Source organism: Niveispirillum lacus (assembly GCF_002251795.1).
GTDB classification, from domain to species: domain Bacteria; phylum Pseudomonadota; class Alphaproteobacteria; order Azospirillales; family Azospirillaceae; genus Niveispirillum; species Niveispirillum lacus.
Genome location: NZ_NOXU01000030.1, coordinates 283,228 through 297,242, shown reverse-complemented (window position 1 = coordinate 297,242; position 14,015 = coordinate 283,228). Strand labels below are relative to the sequence as shown.

The window sequence follows — 14,015 nt, the reverse complement described above, 5'->3', positions numbered from 1 at the left end:
CCCCCCTTCCCGCCCGGTCAGTTGGTCAGGACGCTGCCGGCGAACGGCCGCCAGGTCAGATAGACCCGGTCTTCCCAGGTAATGGGCATTTCGGTGCGGCGGGTCACCATAGGGGCGGTCACCCGCACCCGCTTGCCCGTGTCGAGCAGGATTTCGTAAATGGACACGTCACCCAGATAGGCAATTTCCTTCACCACGCCGTTGGCCTGGTTGCGACCATCGCCCGTGGGTGGTGGCTCCTTGCTGATGGTGACCTTTTCCGGGCGTACCGCCACCCAGCATTCCGTTCCGGGGGCCAGATGCCCGGGGTGGGAGACATAAAGATCGCAGTTCGCCTCATCCGACCGGATCAGGGAATGGTCGGGCTCACTTTCCAGGATACGGCCATGGAACATGTTGACCGACCCGATGAATTCCGCCGTCATCCGGCTATTGGGATATTCATAGATCTCGGTCGGGGTACCGATCTGGGCGATGTAGCCGCGGTTCATCACGGCGATGCGCGACGACATGGTCATCGCCTCCTCCTGGTCATGGGTGACGACCACAAAGGTAATGCCGACCTTTTCCTGGATATTGACCAGTTCAAACTGGGTTTGCTCGCGCAGCTTCTTGTCCAAGGCCCCCAGCGGTTCGTCCAGCAACAGCAGCTTCGGCCGTTTGACCAGGGCGCGCGCGAGCGCCACACGCTGCCGCTGTCCGCCCGAAAGCTGATGCGGCTTGCGTTTGCCGAACTGACCCAACTGCACAAGGTTGAGGGCGTCAGCCACCCGTTCCTTGATCTCTGCCGCCGGCACCTTGTCCTGATGCAGGCCAAAGGCGATGTTGGCCTCCACCGTCATATGCGGGAACAGGGCGTAGGACTGGAACATCATGTTCACCGGCCGCTCATAAGGCGGCACGTTGGACATATCGACACCGTCGATGAAAATCTTGCCCTCGGTCGGGCGTTCAAACCCCGCCAGCATACGCAACAGCGTGGTCTTGCCGGACCCGGAACCACCCAGCAGGGAAAAGAATTCGCCGCGATAGATCGACAAGGAAACATCGTCAACGGCGGTGAAATCGCCGAACTTCTTCGTCACCTTTTCGATACGGACATAGGGCTTCTCATTCGGGTCCCGCCAAGGTTCCAACTTGGTCTGGGTCCGCGAGGGCTGCGCATTGGCCATGTCCGTGTCTGTCCCTGTCCGGTTGGCGATATCGGTAGGCGGCGTGCTGTTTCACGCACCGCACAATTCTACACGCGACCATAGCCGGACGGATAGGGGGAGCGTGCGGCCAGCGGCACTTTTCATGAAAGTTCGTTACAGGGATACCACCCACATGGGAACCAGGATGACTGCCTGTCACCCGACATAGGGTTACTGCGGGAACGGATGGCGCGTGCCGGGCAATAGCTGCATGAAACGGCGGCCCGGGCGGCGGCTGTGGCGATGGCCAGTATCTTTGCCATCGCCACCCATCCTTATGCTGTCGGCAACTGGATCAAGGTGGTGCGGGTGCGGTGCCGCTGGGATCAGACGGGAAAGACCGTCACGCCCCGCCGCTGAACGCATCAAAGTAAGTAGAGCCGAGATTGGTGCCGCGTCGCCGGTCATACTCCTTCAGGAGCCGCAGGCTGAGATCGACCGAATCGTAGCAGTTATGGACAATGGCGGCCGCGGCGAGCAGCTTGTCGTCCGAATAACCGTCGAACGTGATGAAATCGCGCACAAAAATGCCATCGCCCCAGACCTGCTGGCTATGTCCGCCATAGATATTGCCCCCCACCATCACGGGCTTGAACACCCGGCTGATCAGCGGGAAAAACCGGTGAAAAACAAAACCCTGCCCGCGCAGGAACTGTTCCACATCGCTGAATAGCGGCTGGTTCTTGTACATGGGCAGGAATTCGATCTCCGTCTGGATGACCACGGCGTCACGCAAACGCTCGACCGCATTGCGCAGCACCAGCAATTCACCCCCTTGGATATCGATCTTCACCATGTCGATACCGGCCGTTTCCGGCAGATCGTCCAGGCGGACCGTATCAACCTCCACCCGCTCCAGCACACGCCCCCAGTCAGGGAAGCCATGGAACATGTCCAGGACCTCCGGGTTGGGTTCCAGAAGAGAGGTCATGCCAGGGGCCTGGCAGACATGCAGCGTGTGGCGCCGACCATCACCGACGGCGTTGGGCAGATAAGTCTCGTCCGGACCCTTGCGTTCATTGAGAAGCGCAAGGGCCGACGGATTGGGTTCAAATCCGACAACACTCGCTTCACCGCGCCGCAGCATGGCGCCATAAGGCGGATCACCATCGATCGGGTTGGCCCCGATATCGACAACCTTGATCTTGACCTGGGTCCCCGCCAGATCGTTGAACATCCGCCGTGCCTGTTGTTCCATCACCGCTCTCCGTCCGCCCCCCGACACGCCCTGCTACTGGCGTGCCAGAGGGCCACGGACAAATCAAGCGGATAGCAGGCGCGCACCGGCCGCGATGACGGGGCCAACCGCCGGAACCGCAACAGGATACGGGCCTTGCGGCCTGGCAAACGGATCGTTCAGCAGAGCACCGGGGCACCGCAGGGCCGCCCGTCCGGTGGGCAGGGCGAACGCCGCACCGTCTATAACTCTGGCCATGGCGCCAGGCTGAAATGACCAGAGATGCAATTATCGGCGATCAGAAGCTGCGGGTCCTGGGGCTTGTCGGGAACCTTCTGTTCTTCCCGGTGAGAGTGAGCTGATTTCCACCGCCCATAAAGAAAAGGCCGGGGACAGCTCCCCGGCCTTTTCCACAGACTTAAATGGACACCCCGCTCCGGATTGGTGGAGCCTGGTGTTACAGCAGCTCCATCAGCGGCCGGTCTTGATCCGGGTCCAGGTGCGGGTCCGTTCGCGTTCCGCCTTCTGGCTGATCTGCTTGACGGTGAACATCTTGGCCATCACGTCCTTGGGCGGGAAGATGGCCGGATTGTTGGCGACATCCGGGCTCATCAGCTTCCAGGAGGCGGGAACGGCATTGGCATAGGCGACAAAGTCGCTGATGCCGGCCATCACCTTGGGCTCCAGAACATAGTTGATAAAGGCCGAGGCCGTGGCGACATTGGCGCCCGCCGGGATGGTGGCCATGTCGAACCAGACCTGGGCGCCTTCCTTGGGGATGGAATAGGCGATGGAGAATTTGGCCTTGGCCTCTTCGGCGCGCGCCGCGGCCTGGAACACGTCGCCCGAATACCCAACGGCGACGCAGGCATCGCCGGTGGCCAGCGGGTCAATGACCGAGGGCACAAACGTCTTGATATGCGGGCGGATGGCCAGCATGGCCGCTTCGGCCTTCTTGGTGTCTTCGGAATTTTCCGAATTCGGGTCCAGACCCTGCGACTTGAACACCGACGGCAGGATGTCCGTCTGGCTGTCCAGGAAGACAATGCCGCACGCCGCCAGCTTTTTGGCGTTTTCGGGGTTCATGACCAACTGCCAGCTATCGGTCGGGGCGTTGGGCAGCAGTTCTTTCACCTTCTCGACATTATAGCCGATGCCGATGGTGCCCCATTGGTAGATGACACCATATTCATTGCCGGGGTCGGTCGATTCGACCAGCTTCATCAGCTCCGGATCGAGATTCTTCAGGTTGGGGATCTTGGACTTGTCCAGCTTCTGGATGGCCTTGGCCTGGATCAGCTTGCGCATGGTCGGTTCGGCCGATGGCATCGCCACGTCATAGCCGGAATTACCCACCAGCAGCTTCGATTCCAGGGTTTCGAGATCAGTGAAGACGTCATACTGCGTCTTGATGCCGGTGGCCTTGGTGAAGTCATCCAGCGTCGTTTCGCCGATATAGTCAGCCCAGTTATAGATGTTGACCTTCTTTTCCTGGGCCATGGCCGTCTGGCCGATGGCGACGGCCGCGACCATGCCGACGGCGCCGATCACATGCTTCAGCTTCATCAAGGACCCCCAATCAGATCGGACGCCCGCTTGGCACGGGATCGCCCCGGTAGGTGAGCGCCACTGCCGCAGCGCCCTGGACAGCGGGCATTGCACATAGGCGCCGGGTGCTTGTCAATCACGATGGATTTGCCTTGTGGCATAAGGAGATGCGACACCCTATGTCCTATGGCATAAGCGCGGCGCAGATGCCCGTTTCAGAGGCAGTTTCCACCATCGGGAGAACATGTTTTGAGCAAGGTTCAGGAGCCGCCTTTTGGTACTTATGCCCCCGGCACCCTGCCCCGGCTGCTCACCGACGTCTGCCAGGGATTGCCGGCGACACCGGTGGGGCGGCGGCTCGCCCTGTTGCTGCGTAAGATCGCCGTGCTGATCCAGGGGCCGGTCTTCGATGTGGCGGTGCATGGCCTTCATCTGCGTCTGCATCCCGGCGACAATGTCGGGGAACGCAAATTCCTGTTCATGCCGCAATTCTTCGATCCCGAGGAAATGGCGCTGCTGGCCACACGGCTGCCGCGCGGCGGCACCTTTGTCGATATCGGGGCCAATGTGGGGCTCTATACCTTGAACGCCGCTCGTCTACTGGGGCCCGCCGGGCGTATCCTGGCGGTGGAACCGGGGCCGGAGGCGATACGGCGCCTGCGGTTCAATCTGTCGCTGAACCGCACGGACGCCATCATCACCCATGCCGATTGCGCCATTGGCGCCGAAGAAGGGGTGATGGGGCTTTATCTGGACACCAGCAATCTGGGCGGATCGTCCCTGGTGCGTGACCATGGTGGCGCCAGCACACCGGTGCGGGTCCGCCCCCTGGTCGATGTATTGACGGAGATTGGGATCACCCAGATTGATGTACTGAAAATCGATATTGAAGGGTCAGAAGACAAGGCCCTGCTGCCCTTCTTCGATCAGGCGCCGGAAAGCCTGTGGCCGCGTGTGATTATCATCGAACGGTCGGAAGAGAGCTGGACCGGTGACCTGCTGGGCCGATTGAAGCAGGCGGGTTATCGGGCCTTTGGCAACAGCAAGATGAACTGGCTGTTTGAGCGTTGAGGCCCTGGACACTGCCAACGACGCATTACCACCCTAAGCGATACACTTCTCCATTGAACCTATCTCAAGCCTGGGTCATGTTTTCGTTCAGGAGAGAAAGTAATGCGACCCTCTCGTATCTTAGCCCTGTTATGGCTTATCGCCGCGGCCACCTGCGCCAGCCAAGCGCAGGCTCTGCCTTGGTTGGCCAGCGCATCCTGCCCAGAGGATCCAACGCGCTACGACGACATCAACAGCGCGGCTTCATTAGGGCAAATTATATCAGTAAAGACACCTTCGATCGACAATTAGCGTGAAAACAACGTCGACCAACTTGGTGGCATGGAAAGTTTTTCTAGGATTTCTGCAAGCATTTCAGCATATCTGATTTACCTTCGCGCCCGACTTGTCGATATCAATGGAAGTCAGAACATCGATGACTGGCCATCCCTTCGGCAATCCCTAGAGGACTTCATACAACTTGTTAAATATGATAAATCTGCATTGGCAGATGTGGAGTTGCTCACTGGCCGGACTGCTGTTCTGGTAGGCACCTGGCAGCGTGACCCCGACATCGTGAAAGTTGGAATCAAACATATCGAGCGCGCCCGGAGAATATTTGATCAACTGCCGGTCACTATGCTGGCGCACGAAACTAGATTGCTATTCCGTGTCGTGACAAGGTTGGAACTCGCCAACGCTGTTAACACGCTGGGTGATCTCTCGCAATCTCCGGTTCAGGACCGTATAGCGTCAATCTTACGAGACGCATCGAGAGCTATCCATCGCTATCAGAAACATCATTTTGGCAATGATCACATGCCTTCCTTACTGAGGCCTAGCTATGATATTGCGAAAACAGCAAAAATTACACAATTACGATTTCAGTTCGCTCTGATTAGTTTAAACAGTAGCTCAGAATCAGATAGCATTCGTTGGCAGAATGAAATTATGAATATAATGAGTACTAGTTCAATTAAATGCAGTTGGGAGTTCAGTTATTTCGGTAGCTTGGCGTTGGCGATGGACGCGGCGCGTCACATTGACGAAAATCCCAACGATCCAACTGCGTTGGAAAAGTTCAGGCATTTCGTTCAATCCGCGCAAACACAACTCAACGGACAGGATGTGCCAGGAACCCGCAACAGGCTGCTGCTGGCGGACGACCAATTGGTCGATGCCCTGGCACGAAGGCATTTTTGATGCCCGCCTGCCTGTAAAAAGCAACGTGAGGAGAAAGCGGAGATCGTTGTTCGGGCACTCCGAAACCATTCGTTTCAACGCCCGAGATGAACCTGCCCCATCAGGCTTGCGGGCTAAACCCACAGCCTGATGGGACTGTCACGATTACCAGGTCATCTTGACCTTGGCATAGTAGAAGCCACCGTTGAAACCGAACGGCGAGAAGTTGGAATACTGGGCAAAGCCGTTCGGGTTGGCGCCCGGAATGACCAGATCGGTGTAATTGTCGAACAGGTTGTTCACACCGGCGGAGACCGACAGGTTCTCGGTCAGGTCATACCCGACATCGATATCGGCCACCCATTCAGCCCCGAAGGTCTGATCCAGCGCGGCATTGGCATTGCGGGAGGTGAACTTGCCATAGCGCGTGCCCCGGACCGTCAGATTAAAGTCTTCATACTGCCAGGTGGCAGACAGGTTGATCTTGTTCTCCGGCTGGGCTTCCTCAAACCGGCCCTCCTCCACACGGGAGAATCGGGTCAGTTGCAGACCAACCGTGGCCAGCGTGGAGGGGTTGGGCTTCACATTCAACGTCTTGGTATCGTTGAAATTGATGCCGGCCGTCAGGTTCAGCGTGCCGGCCGCATCCAGATCGGCGCGATAGGTGCCGACAATATCGACGCCGCGCGTGCGGGTATCGATGGCGTTGGTGAAGAAGCGCCCACCGGTCACGCCGGCAAAGCCACGCGCCGTCAGGAAATTCTGTACCGCCGTGCCCGTCAGATTCTCCGACAGGACAATACGGTCATCAATCCGGATCTGATAGGCATCGACCGTCAGGCTGGCGTTCGGGAACGGGTTGGAGGTAAAGCCCAGGCTGTAATTGATCGACTTTTCCGGCTTCAGATCTTCAGCACCCAGGGCCTGGGCGGCCGGGTCATTGACGCGGAAGGTGCGGATTTCGAACGGTACGCCGCCGATGAAGTTGGTGGCGGTGGAGGAGAAATAGCTCTGCTGCAGCGACGGCGCACGGAAGCCGTTGGACACGGCGCCACGCAGACCAAACGCATCCGTCACATCATACTTGAAGGCAAACTTACCCGACCCGGTCCAGCCAAAGTCGGAATAACGTTCAACACGACCGGCCACACTGACCAGAAGTGCTTCGGACAGCTTGGTTTCCAGGTCCAGATAGGCGGCATAGCTATGGCGGTCAACATCGACCTCGTCGCTGGGCCGGAAGCCGGGGAAGCCCTGGGCACCGGGGGCCGGCTGGGCACCGATGGCGCTTGTCGACCCGCTATCCAGTACCTTCACGCCACCATCGCGCCAGCTATCCTCATCGCCCGCCCCCAACTCATAGGCTTCGGTGCGGTATTCCAGACCGGCAGAGACGCTGAGGGCCGATGGCAGGCCGATATCAACATCGCGCGAAGCGTCGGCATTGATCACGCCCTGGGTGTAGAGCAGGTCACCGGAGAAGAAGCTGCGGCGGCTGTTGGTGCCGTAGGTGGCGTTCAGGGTGTTTTCCACACTGAACGGGAAATCATTGCGGCCATAGGTGCCGGAAATGTCATAGCGGGTTTCGCCGGCATCCCCCTTCACGCCCACCGCCACAGACATATCGTCGATATCCGACGTGATGAAAGGCAGGAAGCCGTTGGGATAGATGGCGCGGACATTGTTGGGGTCACGCGGACGACGCCAGGTGGCCCCGGCCTTGCCCTCGCGCTTGTTGTAATTGCCGAAGGAATAAAGTTCCGCACCACCCAGCGGCAGGCCAAGATTGTAGACGACGTTGTAATCCGTCACCGCACTGTCGCCGTACCAGAAATTGTCGGTACGGTTGATCGTCGCCTCGCGTGGGTCGGGGACACCGCCGGCCAGATTGTTATATTGCTGGCGGGTATCCGCCGCCTGACGGTTGGTATGCCCACGGTCGCGATATTCAGCGGTCAGGTTCAGATAGCCGCCATTGCCGAGGGTCGCCCCGGCATTGGAGGCGAAGTGATAGACATCGCCATCGCCCTCATAGGTCTGCCCGTAGGACGCGAAGGCCGACCCACCCTCGTTATTATCGCGCAGGATGATGTTGATCACGCCGGCAATAGCATCGGAACCATACTGTGCCGCGGCACCATCACGCAGAACCTCGACCCGACGGATGGCAGAGGCGGGGATGGAATTCAGGTCGGCACCGGTGGACCCACGCCCCACAGAACCGTTCAGGTTCAGCAACGCCGTATTGTGACGCCGCTTGCCATTAATCAGGACCAGCGTGTGGTCGGGCGACAGGCCGCGCAGGGTGGCCGGGCGGATATGGTCGGTGCCGTCGGTGATGGTCGGTTGCGGGAAGTTGAAGGAGGGCACAAGGGCGTTCAGCACCTTGTTGACCTCACCCAGCCCCGACCGTTCCAGTTCCCCTGCCGAAATCACATCCACCGGCACCGGCGATTCCGCCAGGGTCCGGTCGGCCCGGCGCGTACCCGTCACAATGATTTCTTCAACATCGCTCGGCGGCTGCTGCGCCTGGACCCCACCCGTCACCGTCAGAAATCCGGCCAATGCTGTACCAACCTTAAGCCACTGCTTCCCCATAATTTCTTCTCCCCACCTTCTTTCCGTCGCCGCCCCATATGGAATGGCTGAGCACCCAGGAACGATATCGTATCCTGGTCGCTTGGGAAGGTGAGGACACCTGATTGGTGGTTAATATTGCACTGGTGTGACGCAATAGGCGCAGAAACGCCCTAGCCGCGCGCCCGCATCAATCGGGCCTTGTCGCGCTGCCAGTCGCGTTCCTTCTCCGTCTCCCGTTTGTCGCCCTTATTCTTACCCTTGGCGACACCGATCTCGACCTTGGCCTTACCCCGGTCGTTGAAATAGATCGACATGGGCACCAGGGTCATGCCCTGGCGCGCGATGGCCGTCAGCATCTTGACCAGTTCGCGCTTGCGAACCAGCAGCTTACGCGGACGTTTGGGATCATGCTGCAACCAGGCGCCGGCCTGGCCATATTCGGGGATGTAGGAGTTCACTAAGAACAGCTCGCCCCCGATCTCACCGGCATAGGCTTCCAGAATAGACGCCTTGCCGCCACGCAGCGACTTCACCTCGGTGCCGGTCAGCATGATGCCGGCCTCTACCGTATCCTCGATAAAGTAATCGAAGCGGGCCCGGCGGTTCTGTGCCGCCAATTTGCGCTCGGGCGCGTTGTTAGCCATCGCTGGAAAAATCCGATCCGTAAAAACAAAACGTGCCCCCTGTTATGGGGGCACGCCTGGACAGTTTCAATGAAAAGCAGGGTTTCAGATCAGCCCGACCTTGCGCATCGCCGCCTCGACAACCGCCCGTCCTTCCGTGCTGCAGGGCACCAGCGGCAGACGGACATCCGGGGTGGACTTGCCCAACAGACTGGCTGCGTACTTCACCGGTGCTGGGCTGGTCTCCACGAACATGGCCTGATGCAGCGGCAGCAGGATGTCCCGGATCCGGGCCATTTCGACCAGATCGCCACGCTGCCACGCTTCATGCAGTTGCGCGCACAGGGCCGGGGCGATGTTGGCCGTCACGGAAATGCAGCCCACACCACCCTGGGCCAGGAAACCGGTAACGGTGGCATCCTCTCCGGAAAGCTGGCAGAAGTCAGGCCCGATCTCGACACGGGTGCGCAGCGGGCGGGCCAGATCGGCCGTCGCGTCCTTGACGCCCACGATGTTGGGGAGCTTTGCAAGCCGCGCCATGGTTGCGACAGACATGTCGATGACGCTGCGGCCGGGGATGTTGTAGATGATGATGGGCAGATCGACGGCGTCATGGATGGCCTTGTAATGCTGATAAAGACCTTCCTGCGACGGCTTGTTGTAATAAGGTGTGACGATCAGGGCAGCGTCGGCGCCAGCTTCCTTGGCGTGGCGGGTCAGCGCGATCGCCTCTTCGGTGGAATTGGAACCGGTGCCGGCGATCACGGGCACCCGACCCTTCGCCACCTCAACGGTCAGGGAGACGACCAGACGATGTTCCTCATGGCTCAGCGTCGGCGATTCGCCGGTCGTGCCCACGGGAACCACGCCGTGGGTCCCCTGTTTAATCTGCCAGTCAACGAAGTCCTTGAACGCGACCGCATCCACCTTCCCCTCACGGAACGGCGTGATCAGTGCGACGATGGAACCCTTGAACATGGCAAGACACTCCGGTCAGAACGAATGAAGGCGCGAACCTTAAACAGCCGCAATCCCCGAAACAAGGCGGCAGGCCGTGCCCTGGCGGCGATGCTGCTCTGCCTGGGTATCGGGCTTGGCGGCATCGGATTGGCACAGGCGGCCGGTACTACCAGCGAAGTCGGCATCTATAAACAGGCCCTGCGGGCTGCCGATCAGGGCAAGATGGACGAGGCGCAGCGCATCGCCCGCCGCGCGCCAAACGACCTTGCCAACCAATTGCTGCTCTGGATGCAACTGACCCAGCCGGGCAGCGATGCAAGCTGGGAGGCCATCACCGGTTTTATGCAGCGCCATCCTGATTGGCCCAATCAGGCGGCCCTGCGCCGTAACGCCGAAGCCCGGATGCCAGCCGATATGTCCTATGGTGCGGTAAGGGACTGGTTCGACAAAAATCCGCCCCTGACCTGGGTCGGGGTGGGGCGTTACGCCGATGCGCTGATGGAGACCGGGGCGTCGGATAAAGCCATCGCCTTGATCCGGGAGCGCTATGTCAATGGCAGCTTCGGGGCGCAGGAAGAACGGGATTTCCGTCAGCGCTATGCCGGGCTGCTGGGCCCTGCCGACCATGCTGACCGTCTGGATCAGTTGTTATGGGCAGAAAAGGTTGACGAGGCGCGGCGGGTGATGCCGCTTGTCGATCCAGGGCGCCAGGCCGTGGCCGAAGCCCGCATCGCGCTGGCTGCCATGTCGCCAGGCGTGGATGGCGCGCTGCGCCGGGTGCCCGCCAGCCTGCAGAATGATCCTGGCCTACTCTATGACCGCACCCGCTGGCGTCGGCGCAAGGAGATGAATGACAGCGCCCTGGACGTGCTGGCACGGCCGCAACCGGAGGAACAGGCGCAGGCCGCCGACTGGTGGACGGAACGGCACATCCTGGCCCGTCGTCTGATGGAACAGGAACAGTTCGCCCGGGCCTATGACATTGTTGCCGCCCACGCCGCCAAGGATGGACTGGCTTTTGCCCAAGCGGAATTCCTGGCCGGATGGCTGGCGCTGCGCAAACTGGACCGGCCCGATCAGGCTTTGCGGCATTTCGAGACGCTGTTCCGCGGGACAGCGTCCCCGGTCAGCCGGTCACGCGGTGCCTACTGGGCTGGCCGCGCCCTGGAAGCGTTGGGCGACCGGGAACGGGCCGCGACCTGGTTCGACACGGCCACCACCTATGGCGGCACCTTTTACGGACTGCTGGCTGCCGACCATCTGGATCGTCCGCCGGGCAGCGCCATGCCTGTGGAACCGACACCCAGCGAAGAACAGCGCCGCGCCTTCAACAAACGCGACATGGTGCGTGTCATCCATCTGTTGAGCCGGGTTGAAGGATCCGATAGTGACCGGACCACCCTGTTCATGCGCAAGCTGGCCACCGATGCCAAGACCGGCGAAGAATACCAGTTGGTCGGCGAGCTGGCCCTGTCGCTGAAACGCAAGGATCTGGCCGTGACCACCTCCCGCGCCGCCTGGCAAGACGGTTTTGTTCTGCGGCATGCGGGTTTTCCCTTGCTGGATATGAAAGCCCCGAGCCGGCCGGAGGCGGCCCTGATCCATGGCATCATCCGGCAGGAAAGTAACTTTGTGACGACAGCGGTCAGTTCCGCTGGTGCCCGCGGCCTGATGCAGGTGATGCCGGCAACTGCTGTCGGGGTAAACAAACAAGCCGCAAAACCGGCCGCCAAAAACGAAAAAGCCAAGAAGCAGGACACCAAGCAGAACAAGCCACCGGCCAAACAACCTTCTAAAATCACAGCAACAGCCAATCGGCTGACGGCTGATCCACGTTATAATGTCGAGACAGGGTCAACCTACCTCGCTGATCTGGTGGACCGTTTTGGTGGCTCTTACGTGCTGGCCATCGCCGCCTACAATGCCGGACCAGGCCGCGTTTCTGGTTGGGTCCGGGACTATGGCGATCCACGTGTCCCAGAGGTCGATGTCATCGACTGGATCGAAACCATGCCAATCTATGAGACCCGAAACTATGTTCAGCGGGTCCTGGAGAATGTGCATCTCTACCGGGCCCGTCTGGGGCAGCCATCCTTGCGGATGACGCTGGACCTGGGCCGGGGTGCCGCGACCAACGGCTGAATACGAAGGGACTAATCCCTATTTTCGCGCGCCAAAAGGGCGGCGGCAGGCGATGATGGTCACAAGCACCGCCACATCACCCGCCGCCCGGAGCGCCCAGAAAATGCCGGCCCAGCCCATTGCACCGCATATCCGCGAGGCTGCGATCATCCATGCCCGCCTGCTAGACCGGCTGATCGCCGAGACGGAGGTCGAAGCCGAGCGTGCCGATTGCCGTTTTGTCCAGGAAAGCCTGCGCGAGTGGCTGGCCGTTCTTCGCGCAGAAAGACGGGTCTATGGCCTGGCCGCAACGTTGCTGGTGGCGAATATTGAAAATGCCGCCTGACAACGGACCGATATTCCTTCAATTCATCATATAATTTAAGAATTTGATGAGGGCTGCGGTAAATGAGTGCGCGTCCGGATTCGGGTTGGTGATTTGTCGACAGACACCCAGAATGTGGTAGTATGATCGAATGAGAGTACCCGCAAGGGCCGTACAACCGGTTAAGAGACACGGAACAGGCCAGCAATCAGCACTTTTAGGTTGTCCGCATCCCGGGAAAAAACTACTCGAGATGTTTGATATCGGCAGCGTTATCCTTGTCCCACCGATATCATGGTATGGAGCACCTATCACCCCCGGTTAATCCGATCCAAACACACACAAGTTATGGACAGTCGGGTGGAAATCGCAGATATTACCATACCATAGCATGACAGCGCGTTGAGTCGCTTACTTGCCAGGAGCAACTCTGTGGTTAAAAGGTTGGCGGAAGTCCAGTGACGTCGCCGGCGCAGCACCACGCAGGGATCATGAGAACATCGGCTGATCCGGGGCACGGAACCATACGTGCAGCCCGGTGTTGCCATAGGAACGCGGAATAGGGGGCAATAGAGTTCGATGCCGAGACGGAGCAAAAATGCAGCGGTCGCTGCCCTTGAGACCGTAATCGAGAACCATGTAGCCGGCCGCATAAGACTTCGTCGTGGTCTTCTGGGCATGAGCCAGTCTGACTTGGCCAAGGCCTTGGGCATTACGTTCCAGCAGGTCCAGAAATATGAACGCGGCTCCAATCGGGTTTCCGTGGGGAAACTCTATCGGCTTGCCGATATTCTGGACGTTCCGCTGACTTTCTTCTTTGATGGGCTTGACGTTCCCGACATGCGCCGGCCGCCGGAAAGCTTCGCAGCCACCGCCGAGGGCTCGTCTCCGATTCTGTCCCGCCGCGAACTGGATCTGCTGCGGGCCTGGAAGTCGGCCCCGGATGAAATCGCCGATGCCGTTGGTTCCCTGCTGCGCGCCATTTCCCCCAATGCCGGTTATGATGGGGAGGCCGCCGCTGCTGCCGCCGCCAACCGGCAATACAGCGCACCGGTGAGCGCTGAACCGGTCGCGCCCGTGGAACCACCACGCCGCCGGGGTCCGGTACCGGGCAGCAAGCGCCAGCCCAAGGCGGCGACGGCAGCACCGGCCAGCAGTGCTACGGCCAGCCCTGTCAGCCGCCGCCGGCGCGGCGCAGTATGGGACCCGGCGGATATTAAGGACTACACCGAAGGCGAGAACGACTAAGCCTTGGT

Annotated in this window: 11 protein-coding genes; 5 read left to right on the top strand and 6 right to left on the bottom strand. The window is 60.0% G+C overall.

Features of this window, described 5'->3' with window-relative positions:
• Positions 1–17 precede the first annotated feature (17 nt).
• The 3 genes from CHU95_RS14325 to CHU95_RS14315 form a co-directional block, all read right to left on the bottom strand.
• The gene (locus CHU95_RS14325; protein ID WP_094457003.1) at positions 18–1,172 is read right to left on the bottom strand and encodes an ABC transporter ATP-binding protein; all 1,155 of its coding nucleotides are present in this window, start codon (positions 1,170–1,172) and stop codon (positions 18–20) included.
• Between the two features lie 364 nt (positions 1,173–1,536).
• Positions 1,537–2,391: an FkbM family methyltransferase gene (locus tag CHU95_RS14320; RefSeq protein WP_245838257.1), complete on the bottom strand. Its 855-nt coding sequence runs from the start codon at positions 2,389–2,391 to the stop codon at positions 1,537–1,539.
• A gap of 450 nt (positions 2,392–2,841) precedes the next feature.
• Positions 2,842–3,936: an extracellular solute-binding protein gene (locus tag CHU95_RS14315; RefSeq protein ID WP_094457002.1), complete on the bottom strand. Its 1,095-nt coding sequence runs from the start codon at positions 3,934–3,936 to the stop codon at positions 2,842–2,844.
• Between the two features lie 231 nt (positions 3,937–4,167).
• On the opposite strand from CHU95_RS14315, the gene CHU95_RS14310 reads away from it, so the two are divergent.
• Both CHU95_RS14310 and CHU95_RS14305 read left to right on the top strand, forming a co-directional pair.
• Positions 4,168–4,989: an FkbM family methyltransferase gene (locus CHU95_RS14310; protein WP_094457001.1), complete on the top strand. Its 822-nt coding sequence runs from the start codon at positions 4,168–4,170 to the stop codon at positions 4,987–4,989.
• A 321-nt stretch (positions 4,990–5,310) separates the two neighbouring features.
• Entirely contained in the window at positions 5,311–6,171 is an 861-nt protein-coding gene (locus CHU95_RS14305; protein WP_094457000.1) for a hypothetical protein, read from the top strand.
• Between the two features lie 144 nt (positions 6,172–6,315).
• On the opposite strand, the gene CHU95_RS14300 is transcribed toward CHU95_RS14305, so the two are convergent.
• The 3 genes from CHU95_RS14300 to dapA form a co-directional block, all read right to left on the bottom strand.
• Positions 6,316–8,748, bottom strand: a complete 2,433-nt coding sequence (locus CHU95_RS14300; RefSeq protein ID WP_094456999.1) for a TonB-dependent receptor plug domain-containing protein — start codon at positions 8,746–8,748, stop codon at positions 6,316–6,318.
• Between the two features lie 152 nt (positions 8,749–8,900).
• Positions 8,901–9,374 (bottom strand): SsrA-binding protein SmpB, encoded by a 474-nt coding sequence (smpB, locus tag CHU95_RS14295; protein ID WP_094456998.1) that lies wholly within the window; start codon positions 9,372–9,374, stop codon positions 8,901–8,903.
• Between the two features lie 84 nt (positions 9,375–9,458).
• Positions 9,459–10,331: a 4-hydroxy-tetrahydrodipicolinate synthase gene (gene dapA / locus CHU95_RS14290; protein WP_094456997.1), complete on the bottom strand. Its 873-nt coding sequence runs from the start codon at positions 10,329–10,331 to the stop codon at positions 9,459–9,461.
• Between the two features lie 24 nt (positions 10,332–10,355).
• Between dapA and CHU95_RS23075 the strand changes: the two genes are divergently transcribed.
• The 3 genes from CHU95_RS23075 (at position 10,356) to CHU95_RS14275 (ending at position 14,007) form a co-directional block, all read left to right on the top strand.
• Positions 10,356–12,455, top strand: a complete 2,100-nt coding sequence (locus CHU95_RS23075; RefSeq protein ID WP_094456996.1) for a lytic transglycosylase domain-containing protein — start codon at positions 10,356–10,358, stop codon at positions 12,453–12,455.
• A gap of 103 nt (positions 12,456–12,558) precedes the next feature.
• On the top strand, positions 12,559–12,780 hold the full coding sequence (locus CHU95_RS14280; protein WP_094456995.1) for a hypothetical protein: 222 nt from the start codon (positions 12,559–12,561) through the stop codon (positions 12,778–12,780).
• A 558-nt stretch (positions 12,781–13,338) separates the two neighbouring features.
• Entirely contained in the window at positions 13,339–14,007 is a 669-nt protein-coding gene (locus CHU95_RS14275; protein ID WP_094456994.1) for a helix-turn-helix domain-containing protein, read from the top strand.
• Positions 14,008–14,015 lie beyond the last annotated feature (8 nt).

Bases quoted from the DNA above. Each gene is read 5' to 3' on its own strand.
- dapA (WP_094456997.1), bottom strand. From the start codon at position 10,331: ATGTTCAAGGGTTCCATCGTCGCACTGATCACGCCGTTCCGTGAGGGG.
- CHU95_RS23075 (WP_094456996.1), top strand. From the start codon at position 10,356: ATGAAGGCGCGAACCTTAAACAGCCGCAATCCCCGAAACAAGGCGGCA.
- CHU95_RS14325 (WP_094457003.1), bottom strand. From the start codon at position 1,172: ATGGCCAATGCGCAGCCCTCGCGGACCCAGACCAAGTTGGAACCTTGG.
- CHU95_RS14275 (WP_094456994.1), top strand. From the start codon at position 13,339: ATGCCGAGACGGAGCAAAAATGCAGCGGTCGCTGCCCTTGAGACCGTA.
- CHU95_RS14280 (WP_094456995.1), top strand. From the start codon at position 12,559: ATGCCGGCCCAGCCCATTGCACCGCATATCCGCGAGGCTGCGATCATC.
- CHU95_RS14315 (WP_094457002.1), bottom strand. From the start codon at position 3,936: ATGAAGCTGAAGCATGTGATCGGCGCCGTCGGCATGGTCGCGGCCGTC.
- CHU95_RS14320 (WP_245838257.1), bottom strand. From the start codon at position 2,391: ATGGAACAACAGGCACGGCGGATGTTCAACGATCTGGCGGGGACCCAG.
- CHU95_RS14305 (WP_094457000.1), top strand. From the start codon at position 5,311: ATGGAAAGTTTTTCTAGGATTTCTGCAAGCATTTCAGCATATCTGATT.
- smpB (WP_094456998.1), bottom strand. From the start codon at position 9,374: ATGGCTAACAACGCGCCCGAGCGCAAATTGGCGGCACAGAACCGCCGG.
- CHU95_RS14300 (WP_094456999.1), bottom strand. From the start codon at position 8,748: ATGGGGAAGCAGTGGCTTAAGGTTGGTACAGCATTGGCCGGATTTCTG.